Annotated in this window: 24 protein-coding genes and 1 other annotated feature; of the genes, 22 read left to right on the plus strand and 2 right to left on the minus strand. The window is 38.0% G+C overall.

The features are described from left to right. The first annotated feature begins 38 nt into the window (after positions 1 to 38). Positions 39 to 1865, plus strand: a complete 1827-nt coding sequence (gene lepA / locus HCJ55_RS06485; RefSeq protein WP_008947853.1) for a translation elongation factor 4 — start codon at positions 39 to 41, stop codon at positions 1863 to 1865. Between the two features lie 46 nt (positions 1866 to 1911). On the opposite strand, the gene HCJ55_RS06490 is transcribed toward lepA, so the two are convergent. Further along, positions 1912 to 2349 carry a MerR family transcriptional regulator gene (locus HCJ55_RS06490; protein WP_185517513.1) on the minus strand — a complete coding sequence of 146 codons (438 nt, stop codon included), beginning with the start codon at positions 2347 to 2349 and terminating at the stop codon, positions 1912 to 1914. Positions 2350 to 2461: 112 nt separating this feature from the next. Between HCJ55_RS06490 and HCJ55_RS06495 the strand changes: the two genes are divergently transcribed. The 16 genes from HCJ55_RS06495 to era all read left to right on the plus strand — a co-directional run bounded on the left by HCJ55_RS06495 (position 2462) and on the right by era (position 17824). After that, positions 2462 to 3490, plus strand: coding sequence for an NAD-dependent epimerase/dehydratase family protein (locus tag HCJ55_RS06495; RefSeq protein WP_185517659.1), 1029 nt, complete (start codon positions 2462 to 2464; stop codon positions 3488 to 3490). 88 nt (positions 3491 to 3578) lie between these two features. After that, positions 3579 to 4736 carry a radical SAM family heme chaperone HemW gene (gene hemW / locus HCJ55_RS06500; RefSeq protein ID WP_185517515.1) on the plus strand — a complete coding sequence of 386 codons (1158 nt, stop codon included), beginning with the start codon at positions 3579 to 3581 and terminating at the stop codon, positions 4734 to 4736. A 146-nt stretch (positions 4737 to 4882) separates the two neighbouring features. Next, positions 4883 to 5920, plus strand: a complete 1038-nt coding sequence (gene hrcA, locus HCJ55_RS06505; protein ID WP_185391397.1) for a heat-inducible transcriptional repressor HrcA — start codon at positions 4883 to 4885, stop codon at positions 5918 to 5920. Between the two features lie 41 nt (positions 5921 to 5961). Continuing rightward, on the plus strand, positions 5962 to 6537 hold the full coding sequence (gene grpE, locus HCJ55_RS06510; protein WP_008947848.1) for a nucleotide exchange factor GrpE: 576 nt from the start codon (positions 5962 to 5964) through the stop codon (positions 6535 to 6537). A gap of 33 nt (positions 6538 to 6570) precedes the next feature. Beyond that, a complete protein-coding gene (gene dnaK / locus HCJ55_RS06515) occupies positions 6571 to 8412 on the plus strand; it encodes a molecular chaperone DnaK (RefSeq protein ID WP_185502248.1) in 1842 nt (613 codons plus the stop codon). A 142-nt stretch (positions 8413 to 8554) separates the two neighbouring features. After that, positions 8555 to 9685 carry a molecular chaperone DnaJ gene (gene dnaJ, locus HCJ55_RS06520; protein ID WP_008947846.1) on the plus strand — a complete coding sequence of 377 codons (1131 nt, stop codon included), beginning with the start codon at positions 8555 to 8557 and terminating at the stop codon, positions 9683 to 9685. Positions 9686 to 9757: 72 nt separating this feature from the next. Beyond that, positions 9758 to 10702 carry a 50S ribosomal protein L11 methyltransferase gene (prmA, locus tag HCJ55_RS06525; RefSeq protein WP_185517517.1) on the plus strand — a complete coding sequence of 315 codons (945 nt, stop codon included), beginning with the start codon at positions 9758 to 9760 and terminating at the stop codon, positions 10700 to 10702. Next, entirely contained in the window at positions 10703 to 11470 is a 768-nt protein-coding gene (locus HCJ55_RS06530; protein WP_185502246.1) for a 16S rRNA (uracil(1498)-N(3))-methyltransferase, read from the plus strand. 197 nt (positions 11471 to 11667) lie between these two features. After that, positions 11668 to 11841 carry a 30S ribosomal protein S21 gene (gene rpsU / locus HCJ55_RS06535; protein ID WP_003719762.1) on the plus strand — a complete coding sequence of 58 codons (174 nt, stop codon included), beginning with the start codon at positions 11668 to 11670 and terminating at the stop codon, positions 11839 to 11841. A gap of 19 nt (positions 11842 to 11860) precedes the next feature. Next, the gene (locus tag HCJ55_RS06540; protein WP_003736634.1) at positions 11861 to 12307 is read left to right on the plus strand and encodes a GatB/YqeY domain-containing protein; all 447 of its coding nucleotides are present in this window, start codon (positions 11861 to 11863) and stop codon (positions 12305 to 12307) included. A 187-nt stretch (positions 12308 to 12494) separates the two neighbouring features. Then, positions 12495 to 13454, plus strand: a complete 960-nt coding sequence (locus HCJ55_RS06545; RefSeq protein ID WP_003726017.1) for a PhoH family protein — start codon at positions 12495 to 12497, stop codon at positions 13452 to 13454. A 15-nt stretch (positions 13455 to 13469) separates the two neighbouring features. After that, on the plus strand, positions 13470 to 15626 hold the full coding sequence (gene pgpH / locus HCJ55_RS06550) for a cyclic-di-AMP phosphodiesterase PgpH (RefSeq protein ID WP_185502245.1): 2157 nt from the start codon (positions 13470 to 13472) through the stop codon (positions 15624 to 15626). A gap of 17 nt (positions 15627 to 15643) precedes the next feature. Next, positions 15644 to 16129 carry an rRNA maturation RNase YbeY gene (gene ybeY, locus HCJ55_RS06555; RefSeq protein WP_008947841.1) on the plus strand — a complete coding sequence of 162 codons (486 nt, stop codon included), beginning with the start codon at positions 15644 to 15646 and terminating at the stop codon, positions 16127 to 16129. Beyond that, complete coding sequence (locus HCJ55_RS06560; protein WP_008947840.1) at positions 16107 to 16502, plus strand: diacylglycerol kinase family protein; 396 nt, start codon at positions 16107 to 16109, stop codon at positions 16500 to 16502. Before ybeY ends, HCJ55_RS06560 begins: the two co-directional genes overlap by 23 nt. 24 nt (positions 16503 to 16526) lie before the next feature. Further along, positions 16527 to 16922, plus strand: coding sequence for a cytidine deaminase (locus HCJ55_RS06565; protein WP_008947839.1), 396 nt, complete (start codon positions 16527 to 16529; stop codon positions 16920 to 16922). Further along, entirely contained in the window at positions 16919 to 17824 is a 906-nt protein-coding gene (era, locus tag HCJ55_RS06570) for a GTPase Era (protein ID WP_008947838.1), read from the plus strand. Before HCJ55_RS06565 ends, era begins: the two co-directional genes overlap by 4 nt. Before the next feature lie 47 nt (positions 17825 to 17871). Here the strand turns inward: era and HCJ55_RS06575 are convergent, their stop codons facing one another. Beyond that, entirely contained in the window at positions 17872 to 18498 is a 627-nt protein-coding gene (locus tag HCJ55_RS06575) for a DUF4352 domain-containing protein (RefSeq protein ID WP_185502244.1), read from the minus strand. A 140-nt stretch (positions 18499 to 18638) separates the two neighbouring features. On the opposite strand from HCJ55_RS06575, the gene recO reads away from it, so the two are divergent. From recO to HCJ55_RS06600, 5 genes are all read left to right on the plus strand, one after another. Continuing rightward, positions 18639 to 19406 (plus strand): DNA repair protein RecO, encoded by a 768-nt coding sequence (recO, locus tag HCJ55_RS06580; RefSeq protein ID WP_008947836.1) that lies wholly within the window; start codon positions 18639 to 18641, stop codon positions 19404 to 19406. A gap of 40 nt (positions 19407 to 19446) precedes the next feature. Further along, positions 19447 to 19620 (plus strand) — a binding site (T-box leader). Positions 19621 to 19687: 67 nt separating this feature from the next. Beyond that, complete coding sequence (gene glyQ / locus HCJ55_RS06585) at positions 19688 to 20578, plus strand: glycine--tRNA ligase subunit alpha (protein ID WP_008947835.1); 891 nt, start codon at positions 19688 to 19690, stop codon at positions 20576 to 20578. Beyond that, a complete protein-coding gene (gene glyS / locus HCJ55_RS06590) occupies positions 20571 to 22637 on the plus strand; it encodes a glycine--tRNA ligase subunit beta (RefSeq protein ID WP_185502243.1) in 2067 nt (688 codons plus the stop codon). Before glyQ ends, glyS begins: the two co-directional genes overlap by 8 nt. Positions 22638 to 22671: 34 nt before the next feature. Beyond that, the gene (locus HCJ55_RS06595) at positions 22672 to 23496 is read left to right on the plus strand and encodes a pyruvate, water dikinase regulatory protein (RefSeq protein WP_003730433.1); all 825 of its coding nucleotides are present in this window, start codon (positions 22672 to 22674) and stop codon (positions 23494 to 23496) included. 189 nt (positions 23497 to 23685) lie between these two features. Beyond that, the gene (locus HCJ55_RS06600; protein ID WP_008947833.1) at positions 23686 to 24126 is read left to right on the plus strand and encodes a YaiI/YqxD family protein; all 441 of its coding nucleotides are present in this window, start codon (positions 23686 to 23688) and stop codon (positions 24124 to 24126) included. Positions 24127 to 24140: the final 14 nt, after the last annotated feature.

Below are 24140 nucleotides of genomic sequence, written 5' to 3' on the forward strand. Positions count from 1 at the left end.
CGGATTTATGCGATGAGTTCTAATCAGGAGCTGGGGAAATGAACAAAGAAGAAATGAATGCAAGACAAAAGAAAATTAGAAACTTTTCGATTATCGCGCACATAGATCATGGTAAATCTACACTCGCTGATCGGATTTTAGAACAAACAGGTGCTTTAACGCATCGTGAAATGAAAAATCAGCTACTAGATTCGATGGATTTAGAACGTGAACGCGGGATAACCATAAAATTAAATGCTGTACAATTAAAATATAAAGCAAAAGATGGAGAAACATATATTTTCCATCTGATTGATACACCAGGGCATGTCGATTTCACCTATGAAGTATCAAGAAGTTTGGCTGCATGTGAAGGAGCGATTCTAGTAGTAGACGCTGCACAAGGCATTGAAGCACAAACACTTGCCAATGTTTATTTAGCGCTTGATAATGATTTAGAAATTTTGCCTGTCATTAATAAAATCGATTTACCAGCAGCCGACCCAGAAAGAGTCCGTGAAGAAATTGAAGATGTTATTGGCTTAGATGCGTCTGAGGCTGTACTTGCTTCTGCGAAATCAGGTATCGGTATTGAAGACATTCTTGAACAAATCGTTGAAAAAGTACCAGAACCTTCCGGAGATGTAAATAAACCACTGAAAGCACTAATTTTTGATTCTGTTTTTGATGCGTACCGTGGCGTTATTGCCAATATTCGTATCATGGACGGCGTTGTGAAAGCTGGTGACAGAATTAAAATGATGTCGAATGGTAAAGAATTCGAAGTAACAGAAGTGGGCGTTTTCTCTCCGAAGGCAACACCGCGCGACGAATTACTTGTTGGTGATGTTGGATACTTAACAGCTGCTATCAAAAATGTTGGTGATACGCGAGTAGGTGATACAATCACGCTTGCAAATAATCCAGCCGAAGAAGCACTGGATGGTTACCGTAAATTAAATCCAATGGTTTATTGCGGTCTTTATCCAATTGATTCCTCTAAATACAATGACCTGCGTGATGCTTTAGAAAAACTGGAGCTAAATGACTCGGCTCTTCAATTTGAAGCAGAAACTTCTCAAGCATTAGGTTTCGGTTTCCGTTGTGGTTTCCTAGGATTACTACACATGGAAATCATTCAAGAGCGGATTGAACGTGAATTTAACATTGATTTAATCACTACTGCTCCAAGCGTTATCTACCATGTAAACTTAACAGATGGTTCAAACATCGTGGTTGATAATCCTGCTGAAATGCCAGAACCTGGTGTAATTGAAAGCGTGGAAGAGCCATACGTAAAAGCAACAGTCATGGTACCGAATGATTACGTTGGAGCAGTTATGGAACTAGCACAAAATAAACGCGGAAACTTCATTACGATGGAGTATTTAGATGATATCCGAGTAAGTATTGTGTACGAAATTCCTTTATCGGAAATTGTTTACGACTTTTTCGATCAATTAAAATCATCTACAAAAGGTTATGCGTCGTTTGATTATGAATTAATTGGCTATAAAGCTTCTAAACTTGTGAAAATGGATATTCTTTTAAATGCCGAAAAAGTAGATGCATTAAGCTTTATCGTTCATCGTGATTTTGCTTACGAGCGTGGTAAAATTATCGTTGAAAAATTAAAAGAACTTATTCCAAGACAACAGTTTGAAGTACCAATCCAAGCAGCAATTGCAACAAAAATTGTTTCTCGTTCTACTATTAAAGCACTGCGTAAAAACGTACTTGCAAAATGTTATGGTGGGGACGTATCTCGTAAACGGAAACTCCTAGAGAAACAAAAAGAAGGTAAAAAACGGATGAAACAAATCGGTTCCGTTGAAGTTCCACAAGAGGCCTTCATGGCAATCTTGAAAATGGATGAATCGAAATAATAAAAAAGTTGTGCTATGAACAAATACGTTCATGGCACAACTTTTTTTATATATGATAAGGATAAATTAAATCATGACTTTTCTTCTCCATGCTGACATAATTTCGCTCAGCGGTAATAACTTCTACAGCATCAGGGGAGGAATACTTCGCTATTTTCACATCCACTTCTTTTAGATTTTCCGTTAAATCCGCTAAGCTTTTCAAAACAACTGTCCGATGATCTAAAAGTAACTGTTTCCGCGTTTCAATAGAAACAGGCCCCTCCATAACACAATCAATATACGTGCGGATTTGCTTTAGTGGCATTCCCGTATTTTTCAAACAACAAATTGTATGAATTAATTTCAAATCTGATTCCGTAAATTCGCGGTATCCAGACTGATTTTTAGAAACAAACGGTAGCAAACCTTGTTTATCATAGTAACGCAATGTATAAATCGACAAATTAAATATTTTGGATACCTCTTTAATAGAATAAGTCATTTTTTCCTCCAATAATTAATTTACTTGCCCTATACCATACTCTAGGGTTTAGAGTAAGTATAAAGTTAATAAAACAAATAAGCAAAATTTAATATTATCGGAGGAATTTATGATGAAAAACAACGTATTAGTAACTGGCGGAACTGGATTTTTAGGAATGCATATTATCTTTCAATTATTGCAAAAAGGCTACCATGTCAAAACAACAGTCCGTTCTTTAAAAAGTAAAGACACTATCATCGAAATACTGAAAAATAATGGAATAACAGATTTTACGCAACTATCCTTTGTTGAACTTGATTTATCCAAAGATGCAGGTTGGAAAGAAGCTATGCTCGACTGCGAATATGTGCTGAGTGTCGCATCACCAGTATTTTTCGGTAAATTTAAAAACGAAGATGAATTAATCCGCCCAGCAATAGATGGGATCACGCGAATTTTAAAAGCAGCCAAAGCGGCCAAAGTAAAACGAGTAGTTATGACCTCTAATTTTGGCGCAATTGGTTTTAGTAACGCAGACAAAACGAGCATCACAACAGAAGAATTTTGGACCGATGAGTTTGCTAAAGGATTATCGACCTATGAAAAATCGAAACTAATCGCAGAAAAAGAAGCTTGGAAATTTATGGAGAACGAAACAGAATTAGAATTTGCGACGATTAATCCAGTAGCCATTTTTGGCCCATCGCAAAGTAGCCATGTATCCGGAAGCTTTGATTTACTCAAAAATCTATTGAACGGCTCCATGAAGCGTGTCATAAATATCCCATTGAATGTAGTAGATGCAAGAGATGTAGCTGATTTACACATCCGCGCAATGATTACTAAAGAAGCAAACGGCGAACGATTTATCGCATCTGCAGACGGAGAAATCAGTATGGAAGATATCGCTCACTTACTGCGCCAAGAGCGTCCCGAACTCATTTCTAAAATGCCGCAAAAAACTTTACCGAATGCTGCTATTAGAGCAGCTGCCTTATTTAACAAACATGCCAAAGAAGGCGAGCTAATGATTAATATGAATCGCCAAATAAGTAACGCAAAAGCAAAAAATATGTTAGGTTGGACGCCAATTTCTACCAAAGAAGAAGCTGTCTTAGAGGCAGTTGATAGTTTGGCGAAGTACGGTTTACTAGATTAAAAGCGAATCCAGCACATAAGCACTTAAAAATATGTTAAACTGACTAATGGACAACGAAGCAAATTTTAAGTGCAAGGAATTGATGAAAATGATAAATACGAACCAATCGAGTAATGAGCGTTCAGCGGTATACATCCATATTCCGTTTTGCGAACATATTTGCTATTACTGCGATTTCAATAAAGTATTCTTAGAAGGACAACCTGTCGACGAATACGTAGATTTACTAATAAAAGAAATGAAACTCACAGCCGCAAAAGGACCAATCGCACCAGTCGACACGGTTTTTGTTGGCGGAGGAACACCTACGACCTTAAACGAAGCACAAATTGCTAGGCTTTGCACAGCTATCCAAGAAATATTACCACTCAAAAAAGATATCGAATTTTCCTTCGAAGCAAACCCGGGGGATCTCTCGCTATCCAAATTACAAGCAATGCAAGATCATGGAGTCAACCGTATTAGTATGGGCGTTCAAAGCTTCAACAACGAGCTACTCAAAAAAATCGGCCGTATTCATACCGTGAAAGACGTCTATCAATCCGTTGAAAATATGCGCAAAATCGGCTTCGAAAATGTGAGTATCGATTTAATCTTTAGCTTACCAGGCCAAACAGAAGCGGATTTCCAAGACACATTAAAACAAGCACTTGATTTGGATTTACCCCATTATTCCGCATACTCACTGATCATCGAACCAAAAACGATTTTCTACAACCTCATGCAAAAAGGAAAACTTTTCCTTCCCGGCCAAGACGCCGAAGCAAATATGTACGATTTACTGCTGAACGAAATGGAAAAGCACGGCCGCAAACAATATGAAATTAGTAATTTTGCCAAAGAAGGCTTCCAAAGTAAACACAATATTACTTACTGGAGCAACGAACATTATTACGGATTCGGCGCCGGAGCACATGGTTATGTAGGCAACACACGATACAGCAATTTTGGACCAATCAAAAAATACATGGAACCCTTACAAGAAAATAAACTACCAACGTTCCAACAAAAAGAACTTACGCTAAAAGAAAAAATGGAAGAAGAAATGTTTTTAGGACTGCGAAAAGTGGACGGTGTAAATAAAAGCCACTTCAAACAAAAATTCGGCCAAGATTTAGATACTACTTTTGCCCATGCCATTCAAAAAACAATGGCTAAAGGCTGGCTCGAAAATAACGAAGAAAATGTGGCGCTTACAAGAAGCGGAAGATTTTTAGGGAATAACGTTTTCCAAGAATTTCTTTAAAACCGCATCATTTGACCTTTTTTGACCAAACAATCCTACTTTAGTCTGAAATCGAGTGTTTTCGGTTGACTAAGGTGGAATTGTTTGGTAAATTTATACTTGTATTTAGCACTTGACGTTATGGAGTGCTAAAAGAGGTGATTGCTATGTTAACAGAAAGACAACTTTTGATTTTCCGTGCCATCATCGATCATTTCACTTGGACTATTCAGCCGGTTGGATCAAAGAATTTGCTGAAGGAAAAAGGTTTGCCTTATAGTTCCGCGACTATCCGTAATGAGATGGGTGTCCTCGAGGAATACGGCTTTATTGAAAAGACGCATTCTTCATCCGGACGAGTTCCATCTGAGAAAGGGTATCGCTTCTATGTCGATTATTTACTCCAGCCCAAAAAGCTCGATAAATCCGACAGGCAAATGATTCGTTCTTTCTTTTCAGAGAATTATTATGAAATGGAAGGACTTATCCAAAATTCAGCTTTAATGTTATCCGATTTAACCAATTACACGTCCATCTTGCTTGGTCCTGAAGCGACGAAAAATCATTTAAGTGGCTTTAGATTTGTACCAATTAATAATTTTCAAGCAATGCTCATTTTAATTACCGATCAAGGGCATGTTGATAATCATCTTGTGACAATACCTGAGGGCTCCACGCTTTCCGATATTGAACGAATGGTCAACATTTTAAATGAACGATTGATTGGACTTTCGCTTGATGATTTAAAAGTACAAATACCAATGGAAGTAAAAGAACTACTCGGCAAGCATGTCAGAAACTATGAAAGCTTTATGCATGTATTTTCCGATTCTTTTGCTCAAGCAAGTCAACAAAAAGTGTATTTTGGCGGAAAAACGAATATCCTCAACCAACCAGAATTTCATGATATTAATAAAGTCCGTGAGATGCTTCATTTGATGGAAGAAGAACAAGATGTGTATGAATTGTTTAGGGATATTCCCGATGGCCTTCAAGTTAAGATTGGTCGAGAAAACAATAATAGTCTAATGGAAGATTGTAGTATCATTACAGCGACGTATAATATTGCTGGCGAACGCGTTGGCGGTATCGTACTCTTAGGCCCAACAAGAATGGAATATAGCAGAATGATGGGACTTGTTGATGTAATGAGCCGAGATTTAACCGATGTGTTAACCAAACTTTATCGTGATAACCAAAATTAGGAAGGCTGAAAAAGCACAAGTTTTTTCAGGAGGTGGCTAAAGTGTCTGAGAAAAAGAACAAAAAAGAAAGACTAGCTGATGAAATCGAACAAGAAGAATTAAACATTTTAGATGAATCAGAAGAAACTGTTGAAGAAGAAGCTACGGCTGATGCTTTAACCGAGGAACAAACGAAGATTTTAGAACTTGAAAACAAACTTGATGAAGTGGAAAATCGCTATCTTCGTATGCAAGCGGACTTCGAAAACGTCAAAAAACGACATATCGCAGACCGTGATGCTAGCCAGAAATATCGTTCGCAAAGCCTAGCGCAAGATTTACTGCCTGCACTAGATAGTTTTGAAAAAGCACTTGCAACGAGTTCTGACCAAGAAGAAGTGAAGCAAATTTTAAAAGGAATGGAAATGGTATACAACCAAATTCTTGTTGCTTTTGAAAAAGAAGGCATTGAAGTAATTCCGGCTGTCGGCGAACAATTCGACCCGAATTTCCATCAAGCCGTTATGCAAGACAGTGATGAAAATGCAGAAAGCAACGAAATCACTGCCGAACTTCAAAAAGGTTATAAATTAAAAGATCGGGTTATTCGCCCATCAATGGTAAAAGTAAATCAATAAAAAATAATTACTGAATAACAGGAGGAAATAACAATGAGCAAAATTATCGGTATTGACTTAGGAACAACAAACTCTGCAGTAGCAGTATTAGAAGGCGGAGAAGCTAAAATCATCCCTAACCCAGAAGGCGCACGTACAACACCTTCCGTAGTTGGTTTCAAAAACGGCGAACGCCAAGTAGGTGAAGTAGCGAAACGTGCTGCTATCACAAATCCAAACACAGTAAGTTCTATTAAACGTCACATGGGTACTAACTATAAAGAAGCAGTAGAAGGAAAAGACTACTCTCCACAAGAAATCAGTGCAATCATTTTGCAATACCTAAAAAGCTATGCAGAAGACTACCTTGGTGAAACTGTAGATAAAGCAGTTATCACAGTTCCAGCTTATTTCAACGATGCACAACGTCAAGCAACAAAAGACGCTGGTAAAATCGCTGGACTTGAAGTAGAACGTATCATTAATGAACCAACAGCGGCAGCACTTGCTTACGGTATGGATAAAACAGAAACAGACCAAACAATCCTAGTATTTGACCTTGGTGGCGGTACTTTTGACGTATCTATCCTTGAACTAGGTGACGGCGTATTTGAAGTACATTCTACTGCCGGCGACAACGAACTAGGTGGAGATGACTTTGACAAAAAAATCATTGACTATCTAGTAGCTGAATTCAAAAAAGACAATGGCATTGATTTAAGCCAAGACAAAATGGCGCTTCAACGTTTGAAAGATGCAGCTGAAAAAGCGAAAAAAGATCTTTCTGGCGTAACAAGCACACAAATCTCTTTACCATTTATCACAGCCGGAGAAGCTGGTCCACTTCACTTAGAAGTAACACTTACTCGTGCTAAATTTGATGAATTAACTCATGACTTAGTTGAACGTACAATTGCGCCAACTCGTCAAGCATTAAAAGATGCAAACCTTTCTGCAAGCGATATTGACCAAGTTATTTTAGTTGGTGGATCTACTCGTATTCCTGCAGTTCAAGAAACAATCAAAAAAGAATTAGGCAAAGAACCTCATAAAGGTGTAAACCCAGATGAAGTTGTAGCAATGGGTGCTGCAATTCAAGGTGGCGTAATCACTGGTGATGTAAAAGACGTTGTACTACTTGACGTAACTCCATTATCCCTTGGTATTGAAACAATGGGTGGCGTTATGACTACACTTATCGAACGTAATACAACGATTCCAACATCTAAATCTCAAACATTCTCTACAGCAGCTGACAATCAACCAGCCGTAGATATTCATGTGCTTCAAGGTGAGCGCCCAATGGCAAAAGACAACAAAACATTAGGTCGTTTCCAATTAGCGGATATCCCAGCAGCACCACGTGGTATTCCACAAATCGAAGTATCATTTGATATCGACAAAAATGGTATCGTAACAGTTCGTGCGAAAGACCTTGGAACTGGTAAAGAACAAAACATCGTTATTAAATCTTCTTCAGGTTTAACAGACGAAGAAATCGAAAAAATGGTTCAAGACGCAGAAGCAAATGCGGAAGAAGATAAAAAGAACAAAGAAAACGCAGAACTTCGCAACAACGCTGACCAACTAGTATTCACTGTTGATAAAACATTGAAAGATCTAGAAGGAAAAGTAGACGAAGAAGAAGTGAAAAAAGCAGAAGCAGCTCGCGACGAATTACAAGAAGCGCTTAAAGGCGAAGATTTCGATGCAATTAAAGAAAAAACAGAAAGCTTAAACGAAATCGTTCAAAACCTATCTGTTAAATTATACGAACAAGCTGCAGCAGAACAACAAGCAGCAGGCGGCGCAGAAGGTCAAGAAGCTCCTCAAAATGACGACATCGTAGACGCTGAATTTGAAGAAGTAAATGACGACGACAAAGAAAACAAATAATCTTTTTAACAGGTAAGGATAATGAGTCAAAGTCTACTGTGGCTTTGGCTTTTTATCTGAAATAAAGTTTTTACAACATCTCTTTCAAATGTTACAATACGTTAGGACTATAAAAATCTATCATGGACAGGAGTGATGGCGGATGGCAAAACGAGATTACTATGAAGTGCTTGGTATTTCCAAAAGCGCCTCAGCGGACGAAATAAAAAAAGCTTACCGGAAACTGTCCAAACAGTATCATCCGGACATAAATAAAGAAGCAGGCGCTGATGAGAAATTCAAAGAAATATCAGAGGCTTATGAAGCATTAAGTGACCCACAAAAACGTGCACAATATGACCAATACGGACATGTAGATCCAAACCAAGGCTTCGGCGGCGGTGCTGGTGGTGGCTTTGGTGGCGGAGGCTTCTCCGGATTTGAAGATATCTTTGACACGTTCTTCGGTGGTGGCGGACGTCAACAAGATCCAAATGCCCCAAGACAAGGTAGCGATTTACAATATACGATGCGTCTTAAATTCAAAGAAGCTGTTTTTGGTAAAGATGCCGAAATCGAAATCCCTCGCGAAGAAAACTGTGATACATGTCACGGTTCCGGGGCAAAACCAGGAACTACACCTGAAAAATGTAGCCATTGTGGCGGTAAAGGTTCTATTAACGTGGAACAAAATACCCCATTCGGCCGCGTAGTTAATAAACGCACATGTCAATACTGTAATGGTACTGGTAAAGAAATCAAAGAAAAATGTGCCACATGTCACGGTAAAGGCCGCGTAACAAAAACGAAAAAAATCAAAGTCAAAGTGCCAGCTGGTGTCAATGACGGTCAACAAATGCGCGTATCTGGCGAAGGGGAAGCAGGCATTAACGGCGGACCTAACGGCGATTTATATGTTGTATTTGTCGTTATTCCAGATGAATTTTTCGAACGTGAAGCAGATGATATTTATGTAGAAGTCCCAATCACATTCGTACAAGCAACTTTAGGCGACGAAATTGACGTTCCAACTGTTCACGGTAAAGTTCGCTTGAAAATTCCGAGTGGTACTCAAACAGGAACAACTTTCCGCTTACGTGGCAAAGGCGTTCCGCATCTTCGTGGCAACGGAACAGGTGATCAACACGTCATCGTCAAAGTAATCGTTCCGAAAAAACTAGATGATAAACAAAAAGAAATCTTACGCGAATTTGCTTCCACTACAGGAGACAAAGTAGATGAGCAAACATCCGGATTTTTTGACAAAATGAAACGAGCTTTTAAAGGCGATTGATGAACGTAGAGGTCGATAGTTGTGCGAGAAGCAACCATCGACCTTTTCTACATACTAAAGGAGTGTTAAAAAATGGAATGGTCAGAAGTAGAAGTCCATACAACAAACGAAGCAGTAGAGCCAGTGGCAAATGTTTTAACAGAATTTGGCGCAGCCGGCGTATCAATTGAAGATGTAGCTGACTTTTTGCGTGAACGCGAAGATAAATTTGGTGAAATTTACGCGCTTAAACGCGAAGATTATCCAAAAGAAGGCGTAATCATTAAAGCTTATTTCTTAAAAACATCTGAATTCGTAGAGCAAATCCCAGAAATCGAACAAACCTTGAAAAACCTCACAACTTTTGATATCCCATTAGGTAAATTTCAATTTGTTGTAAATGATGTAGACGACGAAGAATGGGCTACTGCTTGGAAAAAATACTATCATCCGGTTCAAATCACCGACAGAATTACAATCGTGCCTAGCTGGGAAACCTACGAAGCATCCGCGAACGAAATAATCATTGAACTGGATCCAGGAATGGCTTTTGGTACAGGAACCCACCCGACTACCCAACTATGTATTCGCGCTTTAAGTGACTATTTGCAACCAGGGGACGATATTATTGATGTCGGAACCGGCTCAGGCGTATTAAGTATTGCCAGTGCCAAATTAGGTGCTAAGTCTATCTTAGCAACGGATCTCGACGAAATTGCCACTCGTGCAGCCGAAGAAAATATTCAGCTGAACAAAACAGAACATATCATTACCGTGAAACAAAACAATCTACTTCAAGATATCAATAAAACAAACGTTGATATCGTAGTCGCAAACATTTTAGCCGAAGTTATTTTACTTTTCCCTGAAGATGTTTATGCGGCACTGAAACCGGGCGGGATTTTCATCGCTTCCGGAATTATTAAAGATAAAGCAAAAGTAGTAGAAGAAGCGCTGAAAAATGCTGGACTTATTATCGAAAAAATCGAGCAACAAGGGGACTGGGTTGCGATTATTTCCAAACGAGGAGTGGAATAAATGCAACGTTATTTCGTAACAAACGAACTCGAAAACGATAACGATACAATCAGCATAACAGGAGAAAATTTTCATCATATGATTCGTGTCATGCGAATGAAAGAATCCGATCAAGTTTTTATCGCTTTCCCAAGTAAAAAAACGTGTATCGCCGCGATAACTGCCATTAATGACGAGGAAGTGCTATTAAATCTCGTTAAATGGTTGGAGGAAAATACGGAGTTACCAATTGAAATCACAATTGCGAGTGGCCTCCCGAAAGGTGATAAACTAGAACTGATCATCCAAAAAGCCACCGAACTAGGCGCGCATAAATTTATTCCTTTCAAAGCAGAACGTTCTGTAGTGAAATGGGATGATAAAAAAGTCATCAAAAAAATCGAACGTCTGCAAAAAATCGCGCAAGAAGCAGCCGAACAATCACATCGGACGATTATACCAGAAGTGCATTATGCTGCCAGCTTTAAAGAATTAATGTTCGACCATGTGCATTATGACTATGTGATTGCAGCATATGAAGAAAGTGCCAGAGAAGGCGAGGACAGCGCGCTTGCCAGTTTATTCCAAACAATCAAGCCTGGACAGTCTGTTTTATGTATTTTCGGACCAGAAGGCGGTATTAGCGAAAAAGAGCTAGTTCTCCTTCAAGAAGTGAATGCAAAACTCGCTGGACTCGGCCCAAGAATTTTAAGAACGGAAACTGCTCCACTCTATGTTTTATCCGCCGCTTCGTTCTATTTTGACCTTTATAAAAGTAAAAACGAATAACATTTCAAAGTTTTATGCGAAAGTTAACGATTTCATGTTGACGATGCCCGATGTTTCGTATATAATTTTTAATGAGTGAATGCTTATCTGCATTACTTCAGAATAATTCATAATTTATTTTCCGTTATGTCCTATTCTGGAACTTAAATGAAGGATTTAAGTGAGTGCATGTAAGTGCCGGAGGGAGGGAAAGAGAGATGTCAAAAACAGTAGTTCGTAAAAACGAATCGCTTGAAGATGCTCTTCGTCGCTTTAAACGTACTGTTTCCAAAAGTGGAACTTTGCAAGAATCCAGAAAGCGCGAATTTTATGAAAAACCAAGCGTAAAACGTAAGAAAAAATCCGAAGCAGCAAGAAAACGCAAATTCTAATTAAAAGGCGATGATTTCGTTGACACTGCTTGACAAGTTAAATGAAGATATGAAACAAGCGATGCGCGATAAAGAGAAAGAAAAACTTTCCGTTATTCGTATGTTAAAAGCAGCTTTACAAAACGAAGCAATTCACCAAGGTGTGAAAGATCTTACTCCGGATGATGAAGTAACCGTGATTTCCCGCGAACTCAAACAACGCAGAGATTCTCTAGCAGAGTTTGACAAAGCTGGACGTAGCGACCTTTCTGATAAAGTCCGTTCCGAGATTGTCATTGTTGAGGACTACGCGCCAAAACAATTGACTCCTGAAGAGCTTGAGAATATTGTGAAAGCAACTATCGAAGAAGTTGGCGCATCTAGTAAAGCTGATTTCGGCAAAGTAATGTCCGCAATTATGCCTAAAGTAAAAGGCAAAGCTGACGGCGGTGCTGTTAACCAATTCGTAAAAAAATATCTTTCATAAACTAATTCAAACTAGTTTTGAAACATTAAGAAACAGGGTTCCTTCGTATTTTATGGAGGAAATCCTGTTTTTTTATGCTTATTTTTACTCGATTTGCGTAGTTGCTATCGCTTCGTTTTTCAAGCAAGGCAATTTCGTGTATAATATAACTAATCAAGGCACTTATAACAGGTGAAGGGGTTAGCCAATGCTAAATGAATTTAATGAAGTAGTCGAATTATCTGATGACACAAATATTCAAGATTTATTCGGCAATAATAATAAGAATATCGAACTTTTAGAAGAATTACTTCAAGTAAAAATTATTACACGGGGAGAATCATTATCCATCACAGGAGAAGAAGAACCTGTACAGCATACGACAGCCGTTTTAAATGAACTTATTCTAACTGTAAAACGAGGCATTCATATTGATGGTCGCGACATTGCCCAAGCAGTAAAAATGCAAAGAAACGGCACATTAATCTACTTCCACACATTATTTGAAGAAGAAATTACGAAGAATGCCAAAGGGATGCCTATTCGCCCTAAAACATTCGGACAAAGAACCTATATTCAAATGATCAAAAAACATGATATCGTTTTCGGCGTCGGCCCAGCTGGTACTGGTAAAACATATCTTGCAGTGGTTATGGCAGTAGACGCATGGAAAAAAGGAAATGTCAGCAAAATCATCTTAACAAGACCTGCCGTTGAAGCTGGCGAAAGCTTAGGATTTCTACCAGGAGACCTAAAAGAAAAAGTAGATCCTTATTTACGACCTGTATACGATGCGCTATACGATATTTTCGGCACAGAGCATACAACAAGGTTAATGGACCGCGGCGTCATTGAAATAGCTCCTCTGGCTTATATGAGGGGACGCACGTTAGATCATGCCTTTGTTATCTTGGATGAAGCACAAAATACGACCATCGCACAAATGAAAATGTTTTTAACACGCCTTGGCTATGATTCTAAAATGATTGTCAATGGCGATATGACGCAAATTGACTTACCAAAAGGCGCAACCAGTGGCCTAGTAAACGCAGAACAAGTTTTAAAAGACGTCAAAGATATCGGTTTTGTTTATTTTGAACATCATGATGTAGTCAGACACCCATTAGTTGCTGAAATAATTAAAGCTTACGAAGGGAAACAAAATTAGAAAGGAGACTAAGATGTGAAACTACCCAAGAAATGGAGAAATTGGTACATCGAAAGTGGAAAGAAATACCTTTTTCCGCTGCTCCTTGTTTGTTTTGCTGTTATAGCGTATTTTCTCGTTTGCCAAATGACGAAACCGGAATCATACAATGTCAAATTATTCCAAGTCGCTGAAAAAACGATTCGTTCGCCGCAAACAGTAGAAGATACACAAAAAACGAAAGAAGAACGGACCAAAGCAAGCGATGCCGTAGAAGATGTCTATGTCTACAATCGCGAAACTGGTCAAAATCGAGTAGCCCTTATCCAAAGTGTATTCGCCTATGTAAATGAAGTAAATGCAGAGGCCGAAGATAACGACACAAAAAACAAAGAAAAAGCAAAAAAAGAGGATAAACCAGCTCCCGCACCAACGACAACAGAAACGAAACTAAAAAACTTAAAAGACAAATTATCAAACAATGTATCCGAAAAAATAACTTCTAACATATCCGATGAAGTGCTTACTACTTTAATCGAAGCGAAAAATAAAGATTTTAACATTATGGAAGATGTTGTAACAACTGAAGTGGCTAAAACCATGGAAAATAAAATCCGTGATGAAAATCTAAATTCCGTCAAAATTAGAGCACGCGATGATATTGAACTATCTGCTATACCTTCTTATTACAAAAACGTATCGAAAGTATTAGTTTCTTATGCAATCGTACCTAACGAAATTTATAATGAAGAGCAAACCGATGCCAGACGCAAAGAAGCGGCACAATCTGTTGTTCCTGTGAAAATTTTACAAGGACAAGTTATTGTACAAGAAGGCCAAATCGTTGATAGAGAAACCTATCGCCAGCTAAAAATGCTGCATTTACTCGATCAAAAAATGCCTGTAAAACAATATGCCGGTTTTGCGATTTTCATTATTGCACTAGCAGCAATCTTGTTCCTTTACACGAAAAAACAGACGCAACCTAAAGCGAAAAAAATGCAAACGATGTTGATTTTTTCTTCTGTATATGTTGTTTCGCTATTTATGTTGTTAATTATTTTATTCTTAGAAACACAAAATATCAGCAATATTGCTTTCTTATTCCCAGCAGCATTTGCGCCAATGATACTAAAAATATTACTTAACGAGAAATATGCCTTTTTGAGTGTCATTTTTATCGCTGTAACAAGCTTATTAACCTTTCAAAATGACGCCAACAGCGGTATAACTGTCTTTATCCTACTGAGTGGTGCGACGAGCGTAGTAGCTTTGCGAGATTACAGTAGACGTTCGGCCATTATGTTTTCAGGATTTATGGTTGGCATCATAAATATGGTTTATGTGTTACTATTGTTATTCATAAACAACAGTACGCTATTACAAGTTTCTACTTTAATGGCAATCGGTTACGCTTTTTTAGGTGGGTTTGGTGCATTTATTCTTGGCGTGGGAGTTATTCCGTTATTTGAAACGATTTTCGGTTTATTAACTACGAGCCGTTTAGTTGAACTTGCCAATCCAAACCATCCATTACTGAAAAAAATACTAATGAAAGCGCCTGGAACATATCATCATAGTATGATGGTAGCCAATTTAGCCGAAGCCTGTGCCGATAAAATTGGCGCAAACAGTTTGCTTGTTCGTGTTGGTTGTTTTTATCACGATATTGGTAAAACGTTAAGACCACCATATTTTGTAGAAAATCAATTACAAGGAATTAATCCGCACGATAGGCTGACACCAGAACAAAGTCGTGATATAATTCTCTCGCATACAAAAGATGGCGCAGAGATTTTAAAAGAAAATCATATGCCACAACCAATTATCGATATCGCGCTACAACATCATGGAACAACATTGCTTAAATACTTCTATTTTAAAGCAAAAGAGACAAATCCAGATGTAAAAGAAGCCGATTATCGTTATAGCGGACCAAAACCACAAACAAAAGAAATTGCGATTATTAATATTTCTGATAGCGTGGAAGCTGCGGTTCGTTCTTCTACAGAACCAACGATGGCAAAAATAACAGAAATTATTGATGGAATCATTAAAGATCGCTTCCTAGATGGGCAGTTTACAGAATGTGATATTACGATTAAAGAAATTAGAATCATTCGTGACACATTAATCGCCACATTAAATGGAATATATCATCAACGAATTCAATATCCTGATGACAAAGATTGAAATAGGGGGGACACAAGATGACGGTCTTAGAGATTGATTTACTGGATGAAACAAGCAAGCTACCTGACGAAGATAAAGAACTAGTGGAAAATATTCTGCAATTTGCTGCTGGTTATTTAAAAATCGAGCAAGGAACAGAACTTTCACTCACTTTTACAACAAATGAAGGTATTCGTGAAATTAACCGGGAATACCGTGACAAAGATCAAGCAACGGATGTTATTTCCTTTGCGCTTGAAGAAATGGGCGACGGGGAAACAGAAATTGATTGGGGCGAGTTTGACCTTGAAACACCTCGCATGCTTGGTGATATTATTATCTCCACTGAAAAAGCAGAAGAACAAGCAAAAGATTACGGACATACAAAAGCAAGAGAATTAGGTTTCTTAGCAGTTCATGGATTGCTGCACTTGCTTGGGTATGATCATATGGAGCCTGACGAAGAAAAAGTAATGTTCGGCTTACAAAAAGAAGTGTTGGATGCTTATGGACTTGAAAGATAGAAAATACAAGCGCAGTAAAAATTATGCAGAATCTTTTCATCATGCTTTTACTGGGTTAAAAACGGCTTTTTTAGAAGAACGAAATATGCGGTTCCATACATTTGCGGCTCTCGCTGTTGTTATTTGCGGCTTTTTCTTCCATGTCACTAAATCAGAGTGGACGTTATTAATCCTATCTATTTTTGGCGTGTTAATACTAGAAATGGTTAATACAGCGATTGAACGAGCGGTAGATGTAGCAACAGAACAGTATATTGATGAAGCGAAGAAAGCGAAAGATGTAGCTGCAGGTGCGGTATTATTAGCCGCATTTGTTGCAAGTTTTATCGGACTAATTATATTCATACCATACTTTTGCCAGATGTTTTTATAAAAAGAAGGGATTGTGACTTGGTAAATGAAAGAAAATAATTTTATCTCACTCGCTAAACAAGCAAGAGAATTTGCGTATGTTCCTTACTCAAAATTTCCAGTAGGAGCAGCTCTTGTTACGACGGATGATGAAGTCGTACTTGGTTGTAATATCGAAAATGCATCATTTGGCTTAACCAACTGTGCAGAGCGAACAGCTATTTTTAAAGCTGTATCAGAAGGAAAACGCGATTTTAAACAACTGGTTGTCGTAGCCGATACAGATGGCCCGGTTTCGCCGTGCGGGGCATGCAGACAAGTCATTAGCGAGTTTTGCGCACCAGATATGCCAGTAATTTTAACAAACTTAACAGGAAAAACAGCGACGGTAACAGTGAAAGAACTTTTACCAGGCGCATTCACATCGGAGGATATGTTATGAGCGAACCATTTAAATCAGGATTTGTAGCTATAGTTGGGCGACCTAATGTTGGGAAATCAACTTTATTAAATCATATTATCGGTCAAAAAATTGCAATCATGAGTGATAAAGCCCAAACTACGAGAAATAAAGTACAAGGCGTTTACACAACTGATGAATCACAGATTATTTTCATCGATACACCAGGAATACATAAACCAAAACATAAATTAGGCGATTTCATGGTAAAAATCGCATTAAACACATTCCAAGAAGTAGACTTAATTTATTTTGTAATCGACGCATCTACTGGATTTGGTCGCGGTGATGAATTTATCATTGAAAAACTTAAAAACGTGCAAACACCTGTTTTTCTTTTAATTAATAAAATTGATTTAATTGCACCAGAAGATTTATTCAAATTGATTGAACAGTACCGTGAGTTGATGGATTTTGAAGAAATCATCCCTATCTCAGCACTTCAAGGGAATAACGTGCCTAATTTATTAGAGCAAACGAACGCTAATTTAGAAATCGGACCTATGTATTATCCAAAAGACCAAATTACGGATCACCCAGAACGGTTCATCATTTCCGAACTAATTCGTGAACAAGTTTTACAATTAACTAGGGAAGAAGTGCCGCATTCGGTTGCTGTAGTTATCGAAGGGATTGAAAAAAATCCTAAGACAGAAAAACTTACTATCAATGCAACAATTATTGTCGAAAGAAGTACACAAAAGGGCATTATCATTGGTAAACAAGGTCAAATGCTTAAACAAATCGGCATGCGTGCGAGAAAAGAAATTGAAAGCTTGCTCGGTTCTAAAGTATTTTTAGAAATCTGGGTAAAAGTTCAAAAGAATTGGCGCGACAAAGAACATTATTTACAAGATTACGGTTTCGACCGCGAAGAGTATTAAAAAAAGCATCTGGTACACAATCGAAATTGTGTGCCAGATGCTTTTACTTATTCTTGTTCAGTCCAGTTATAGTTGTCATACTCGACATCATATGGGCCTGAGTTAAACACTTCATAGTAAAGTGTTAATTCTTTTGATTCACCAGCTTGAATTTCTCCAGAGAATGCATCTTCTGTAATTTGTTGTCCATAATCGTCATCGGTATCATCATACAATGAAACGTCTTCAGAAAAGAACTCAATTGGATCAGAGCTTGTGTTTTCAAATTTCACTTTTACTTTATAAATTTCATAACCTTCTTTTTTCTGAGAAAGTTCAGGTTTGGAAATAGTGACTGTGCTACCATTTTCAATCGTAACAGCTTCACCAAAGTTTACATCTGTGTAGTCATCGTAATAATTTTCATCATAGTCTTCCTCGAAGTTACTGGTGTTCGTATCTTCGCCGGATTCATAATTATAAATAGAAAATGGGTTATTAGCTAATTTAGACAGTGAAGCCGTCACTACATTTAGACCAGCTATTAATACGAAAAAGCCAATTCCAAATGATAATCCAGCAACAATAATTCCTGCCCATCTTTCTTTTCTTACAATAAGCAAAATAATTCCCACAACAACACCTATGAATGTGAGTGTAAATAAGCTGATAAGTAATATAAGTAACATATCCATAGTTTAAAAAATCCTTTCTTTTCATGCCTTTTTCTCTATTTTACAATAGGTAAGCTCGGAAAGATAGCAAAAAATTTAAAAAGACATAAACATAAAGAAAATGTTATAATAAACCGTATGAAAAAAGGGAGGCTTACCACATGGAAAAATGCGAAGGAATCGTGATACGGCAAACGAGTTACCGTGAATCAGATAAAATTGTCCGAATGTATACACGTGAATTTGGGAAAATTGGTGTGGTAGCTCGCGGCGCAAAAAAAACAAAAAGCAGACTAGCCGCAGTAACCCAATTATTTACGAATGGTTATTTTACTTTTTTCGGCGGAAATGGTCTTGGCACGCTTCAACAAGGCGAAGTAATAGAAAACTTTTCTTCTATCCAACAAGATATTTTTATGACGGCTTATGCGACCTATGTATGCGAACTACTTGATAAAGCAACTGAAGAGCGTCAACCGAACCCATACTTATATGAACTAACTTTTCAAATTTTGCGTGATATAGATGAAGGGTACGACCCACAAATCCTTACTCAAATCTATGAAATGAAAATGTTGCCTGTTCTTGGGCTCTATCCAACTATGGATAAATGTGCTATCTGCGGTGAAACAACCGGACATTTTGATTTTTCAACGAGAAGTAATGGGATTATTTGCCATCGTTGTTTTGATAGAGATCGTTACCGGATGCATTTGCCAGAAAATGTGGTGAAGCTTTTACGGTTATTCTTTATCTTCCAATTAGATAGACTAGGCAACATTGATGTCAAACCAGAAACAAAAGAATGGCTCCAAAAAGCAATTGATACTTACTACGATGAATATTCCGGTTTATATTTAAAAAGCAGGAAATTTTTACGCGATATGGATAAATGGGAAAATATGTTAAAAAAAGAGAGCGACGATTGACTTTTTAGCAAAAATACAGTATCTTTTAATATATCAACTAATAGGTACGTTGAAGGAAAATAGTAACAAGAAGCTCTATTTTTAGCGAGTTCGGGTTTGGTGGAAGCCGGATATTTAACTTTTTGTGAAGGCGTTCTGGAGTACAGCGAAATCAAGGTGGGAATTATTTCAATTCCAAATAGGGTGGAACCGCGAGCTAACTCTCGTCCCTATATGCTTTAAATCAGCATATAGAGACGAGAGTTTTTATATTGGCTGAATTATTTTTGGAGGTGGAAGCAATGAATTTACAAACAATGATTAGAACATTACAAGATTATTGGTCCGAGCAAGGTTGTATTATGTTGCAATCGTATGATGTGGAAAAAGGTGCCGGTACAATGAGTCCGTACACTTTCTTAAAAGCAATTGGTCCAGAACCGTGGAAAGCAGGATACGTGGAGCCATCTCGTCGTCCAGCTGATGGTCGTTATGGAGAAAATCCAAATAGATTATTCCAACATCACCAATTCCAAGTCGTGATGAAGCCTTCTCCTGACAATATTCAAGAGCTTTATCTTGGTTCTTTAGAAAAATTAGGAATTAATCCATTAGAACATGATATCCGTTTTGTAGAAGATAACTGGGAGAATCCATCACTTGGTTGTGCTGGTCTTGGTTGGGAAGTTTGGTTAGATGGTATGGAAATCACTCAATTCACTTATTTCCAACAAGTAGGTGGCTTAGAATGTTTCCCTGTCACTTCCGAAATTACTTACGGCGTAGAACGTTTAGCAAGTTATATTCAAGACAAAGAAAATGTGTTTGATTTAGAATGGACAGAAGGTATTAGCTACCGCGATATTTTCTTCCAAGCAGAATTCGAAAACTCCACATACGCGTTTGAAACGTCCAATACAGACATGTTGTTGTCCCTTTTTGACACATACGAAAGAGAAGCTACGCGCCAAATGCAAGATGGACTCGTTTTCCCAGCATATGATTACGTATTGAAATGTTCGCATACATTTAACCTATTAGACGCTCGTGGCGTTGTTTCAGTAACGGAACGCGCGCAGTATATTGGTCGAATCAGAAACTTAGCAAGACGTATCGCGAAAACATTTTATGAATCACGAGAAAAATTGGGCTTCCCATTACTCAAAGAAGAGGGAGGAAAACGTCATGAGTAAAGACTTTTTATTAGAAATTGGTTTAGAAGAAATGCCCGCACAATATGTGACTAGTTCTGTTGCGCAATTAGAAAAACGGGTAACTGACTGGTTAAATGAGAATAAAATCGAATATGGCGCAGTTAAAACCTATTCGACACCAAGACGTTTAACTGTTCTTGTCGAAGAAATGGCAGAAGAACAAGCCAATCGCGTGGAAGAAGCAAAAGGCCCAGCGAAAAAAATCGCTTTGGACGAGGACGGCAATTGGTCAAAAGCGGCACTAGGTTTCGCAAAAAGTCAAAAAGTAGAGCCAGCTGACCTTACTTTCCGTGATATTAAAGGCGTTGAATATATCTACATTAAAAAAGAAGTGATCGGCGAAAAAACAACCGCATTACTTCCAAACTTAGAAAAAGTAGTAACAAGTATGACTTTCCCTGTAAGTATGCATTGGGGTAGCAATGATTTACGCTACATCCGCCCAATCAAATGGCTTATCGCGATGTTCGGCGAAGAAATCATCCCATTTGAGATTACTGGTGTGTCAACAAGTAATACATCACGCGGCCATCGTTTCTTAGGAAAAACAGCTACAATTAAACAACCAAGCGACTATTCTAATGCCTTATTAGAACAATTCGTAGTTGTTAATGCCGAAGACCGGAAACAAGCTATCGCTGAACAATTACGCGAACTAGAATCAATGGAAAACTGGCAAATTAAAGAGGACGCTGATTTGCTAGAAGAAGTTACAAACCTTGTCGAATATCCAACTGTTTTAGCTGGAAATTTCGAAAAAGAATATTTGGAACTACCAGAAGAAGTTTTAATCACTACGATGAAAGAACACCAACGTTATTTCCCAGTTTTCAGCAAAGAAGGAGAATTATTACCACATTTTGTTACTGTGCGTAATGGTAATCATGAAAATCTGGAAACCGTAGCACGCGGAAATGAAAAAGTGTTGCGCGCTCGTTTATCTGATGCGGATTTCTTCTATCAAGAAGATTTAAAAATGACGATTGACCAAGCCGTAGCTAAACTACAAAATATCGTTTTCCATGAAAAATTAGGTACTTTAACAGAAAAAATGAAACGCGTTCAAAAAGTAGCGTTAATGCTTGCTGACTACTTAGAGTGGCAAGAAGAAGACAAACAAGACATTATCCGCTTAACTAATATTTATAAATTTGATTTAGTAACAAATATCGTCGGTGAATTCCCAGAACTACAAGGTTTAATGGGAGAAAAATATGCGTTGTTACAAGGTGAAAAACCAGCAATTGCTACCGCGATTCGTGAACATTATTTACCAAATTCAGCAGAAGGCGAGTTGCCGCAAACAGATTTAGGTTCCCTAATTGCGATTGCGGATAAATTAGAAACATTAATCGGCTTCTTCTGTGTCAATATTGTTCCAACAGGTTCCGCCGATCCATTCGGTTTACGCCGTAGTGCTTTTGGAGCGATGCGTATTATCCAAGCAAATGGTTGGGACATCCCAATGCTTGAAGTCATTTCTCGCATTGTTGATATGGAACGCGCAGAAGGTTCCGCCGAGTTACCTGGTGTAGACGTGAAAAAAGAAGTACAGACGTTCTTGAAAAATCGCCTACGTGTTATTCTGCAAGGTCATCACATTCGTCATGATATTATTGATGCAGTCATCGCCGGCGATCCAAACGTGATTCCACAACTAATCGACCGCGCCCAAATTTTAAATGAACACGCTGAAGCAGAATGGTTCCGTCCAACAATCGAAGCACTTAGCCGCGTAGTGAAAATTTCTAAAAAATACGAAGATGGCGTGGAAGTAGATCCTGCATTATTTGAAAATGAATACGAACAAGCTTTGTTTGATAAGTTAGAAAAACTGAAATTCGATTATGCCGGTTTAACCATCATTGAAAGACTAAAAGCATTCGCCGATTTGCGTACAACAATCGATGCTTATTTCGACAATACGCTAGTTATGAGCGACAATGACGAATTGAAAAACAACCGTCTAGCTTTACTATTCGAACTGGCAAGCTTTATTAAAGAATTTGCTCAAATGGATGAAATTAATGTAAAATAAAAGTAAGATTTTGAGCAAAGAGGAGGAAGTATGTATGACTCAACCAGCCGTATACGTGGTTTCCGATTCAACAGGAGAAACGGCCGAACTTGTGACAAGAGCAGCACTTAGTCAATTTGGTCAAACACCGAAGTTTATTCATCGTTTTCACCACGTCGACTCTTCCCATATGATTGAAGAAATTGTCGACTTAGTGGCCGTAAATAATGGTATTATCGTGCATACGATTGTACTAGAAAGCGTTCGAGAAGAGCTAAACAAAACGGCTCAAGCTTTCGGTGTGCCAATCATTGACTTATTTGGCCCGCTTTTAAACCAGTTAGAGGAAACGTATAAAATCAAGCCACTTTCTGAACCAGGACGTGTTCGTTCGATGGATGAAGCGTATTTCACTAAAGTAGCAGCAATCGAATTTGCCGTTGAAAATGACGATGGACGTAATCCTAGAGGCATTTTGCAAGCGGATTATGTATTAATTGGTATTTCGCGAACATCCAAAACACCTTTATCGCAATATTTAGCGCTTAAAGGATTAAAAATCGTTAATATCCCAATCGTCCCAGAAGCACAAATTCCAGACGAACTTTTTGAAATTGATCCTAAGAAAATCATCGGTCTGAAAATTAGTAAACAAAAATTAACGAAAATCAGACAAGAACGCCTAATCTCGATTGGTTTACCTGGTGCTGGAACTTACGCAAGTAATCAACGTATCGATGAAGAGCTAGCGATTTTTAATAAATTAGCAAGTAAACTTAATTGTTTCGTCTTAGATGTGACGAATAAAGCCATTGAAGAGACAGCAAATGAGATTTTAATCCACATTGGTGAAATTGTTGATGAAAATTTAGAATTATAAGAAGGACTTTTGCTTTTTGTGGCGAATATATATATTATACGGGGAAATCTGCTTGTAAAAGTTAGTATCTTCCCGTATAATCTAATTTCGCTTATAAAAAAGCTAAATCTATGCATATTATTTTAAAAACGGGTGGAAAAACTCGTTTTTTAACGTGCCTTCATAGATTTTGAAGAGAGGATGGAATGTGTGCCACAAATTTTGGTTGATGCCGATGCTTGTCCAGTCAAGTCAGAAATAAAACAAGTAGCAAAAGAATTTCACTTAGAAGTTACTTTTGTCGCCTCGTTTAACCATTACTCTGTCAATACGAACGGAGAGAATTGGATTTTTGTTGACACAGGAAAAGAATCAGCGGACATGCGAATGATGAATTTAGCCAAAAAAGGCGATATTATCGTAACACAAGATATTGGCCTAGCTAGCATTCTACTTGCAAAAGGCACATTTGTCTTTTCTAATCGCGGCGAACTTTACCGAGAAGAAGAAATGTCATTAATGTTAGATATTCGCTATAGACACGCCAAAGAAAGGCAACAAGGCAAATATAGCAAAGGTCCAAAAGCAATGAGTGATGCTGATCGCTCGCTTTTCCAAGATCGATTGACGACATTTTTGCAAAATAAGTAAATAGGAGTTGACTG

The organism is Listeria marthii (genome assembly GCF_014227425.1).
GTDB classification, from domain to species: Bacteria; Bacillota; Bacilli; order Lactobacillales; family Listeriaceae; genus Listeria; species Listeria marthii.

Excerpts from the sequence above, each read along its gene's own strand:
- hemW (WP_185517515.1), top strand. The coding sequence starts at position 3,579 with ATGATAAATACGAACCAATCGAGTAATGAGCGTTCAGCGGTATACATC.
- dnaJ (WP_008947846.1), top strand. The coding sequence starts at position 8,555 with ATGGCAAAACGAGATTACTATGAAGTGCTTGGTATTTCCAAAAGCGCC.
- rpsU (WP_003719762.1), top strand. The coding sequence starts at position 11,668 with ATGTCAAAAACAGTAGTTCGTAAAAACGAATCGCTTGAAGATGCTCTT.
- prmA (WP_185517517.1), top strand. The coding sequence starts at position 9,758 with ATGGAATGGTCAGAAGTAGAAGTCCATACAACAAACGAAGCAGTAGAG.
- HCJ55_RS06495 (WP_185517659.1), top strand. The coding sequence starts at position 2,462 with ATGAAAAACAACGTATTAGTAACTGGCGGAACTGGATTTTTAGGAATG.
- hrcA (WP_185391397.1), top strand. The coding sequence starts at position 4,883 with ATGTTAACAGAAAGACAACTTTTGATTTTCCGTGCCATCATCGATCAT.
- HCJ55_RS06560 (WP_008947840.1), top strand. The coding sequence starts at position 16,107 with ATGCTTATGGACTTGAAAGATAGAAAATACAAGCGCAGTAAAAATTAT.
- glyQ (WP_008947835.1), top strand. The coding sequence starts at position 19,688 with ATGAATTTACAAACAATGATTAGAACATTACAAGATTATTGGTCCGAG.
- HCJ55_RS06530 (WP_185502246.1), top strand. The coding sequence starts at position 10,703 with ATGCAACGTTATTTCGTAACAAACGAACTCGAAAACGATAACGATACA.
- HCJ55_RS06545 (WP_003726017.1), top strand. The coding sequence starts at position 12,495 with ATGCTAAATGAATTTAATGAAGTAGTCGAATTATCTGATGACACAAAT.
- HCJ55_RS06595 (WP_003730433.1), top strand. The coding sequence starts at position 22,672 with ATGACTCAACCAGCCGTATACGTGGTTTCCGATTCAACAGGAGAAACG.
- era (WP_008947838.1), top strand. The coding sequence starts at position 16,919 with ATGAGCGAACCATTTAAATCAGGATTTGTAGCTATAGTTGGGCGACCT.
- lepA (WP_008947853.1), top strand. The coding sequence starts at position 39 with ATGAACAAAGAAGAAATGAATGCAAGACAAAAGAAAATTAGAAACTTT.
- ybeY (WP_008947841.1), top strand. The coding sequence starts at position 15,644 with ATGACGGTCTTAGAGATTGATTTACTGGATGAAACAAGCAAGCTACCT.
- recO (WP_008947836.1), top strand. The coding sequence starts at position 18,639 with ATGGAAAAATGCGAAGGAATCGTGATACGGCAAACGAGTTACCGTGAA.
- HCJ55_RS06490 (WP_185517513.1), bottom strand. The coding sequence starts at position 2,349 with ATGACTTATTCTATTAAAGAGGTATCCAAAATATTTAATTTGTCGATT.
- HCJ55_RS06575 (WP_185502244.1), bottom strand. The coding sequence starts at position 18,498 with ATGGATATGTTACTTATATTACTTATCAGCTTATTTACACTCACATTC.
- glyS (WP_185502243.1), top strand. The coding sequence starts at position 20,571 with ATGAGTAAAGACTTTTTATTAGAAATTGGTTTAGAAGAAATGCCCGCA.
- HCJ55_RS06565 (WP_008947839.1), top strand. The coding sequence starts at position 16,527 with ATGAAAGAAAATAATTTTATCTCACTCGCTAAACAAGCAAGAGAATTT.
- dnaK (WP_185502248.1), top strand. The coding sequence starts at position 6,571 with ATGAGCAAAATTATCGGTATTGACTTAGGAACAACAAACTCTGCAGTA.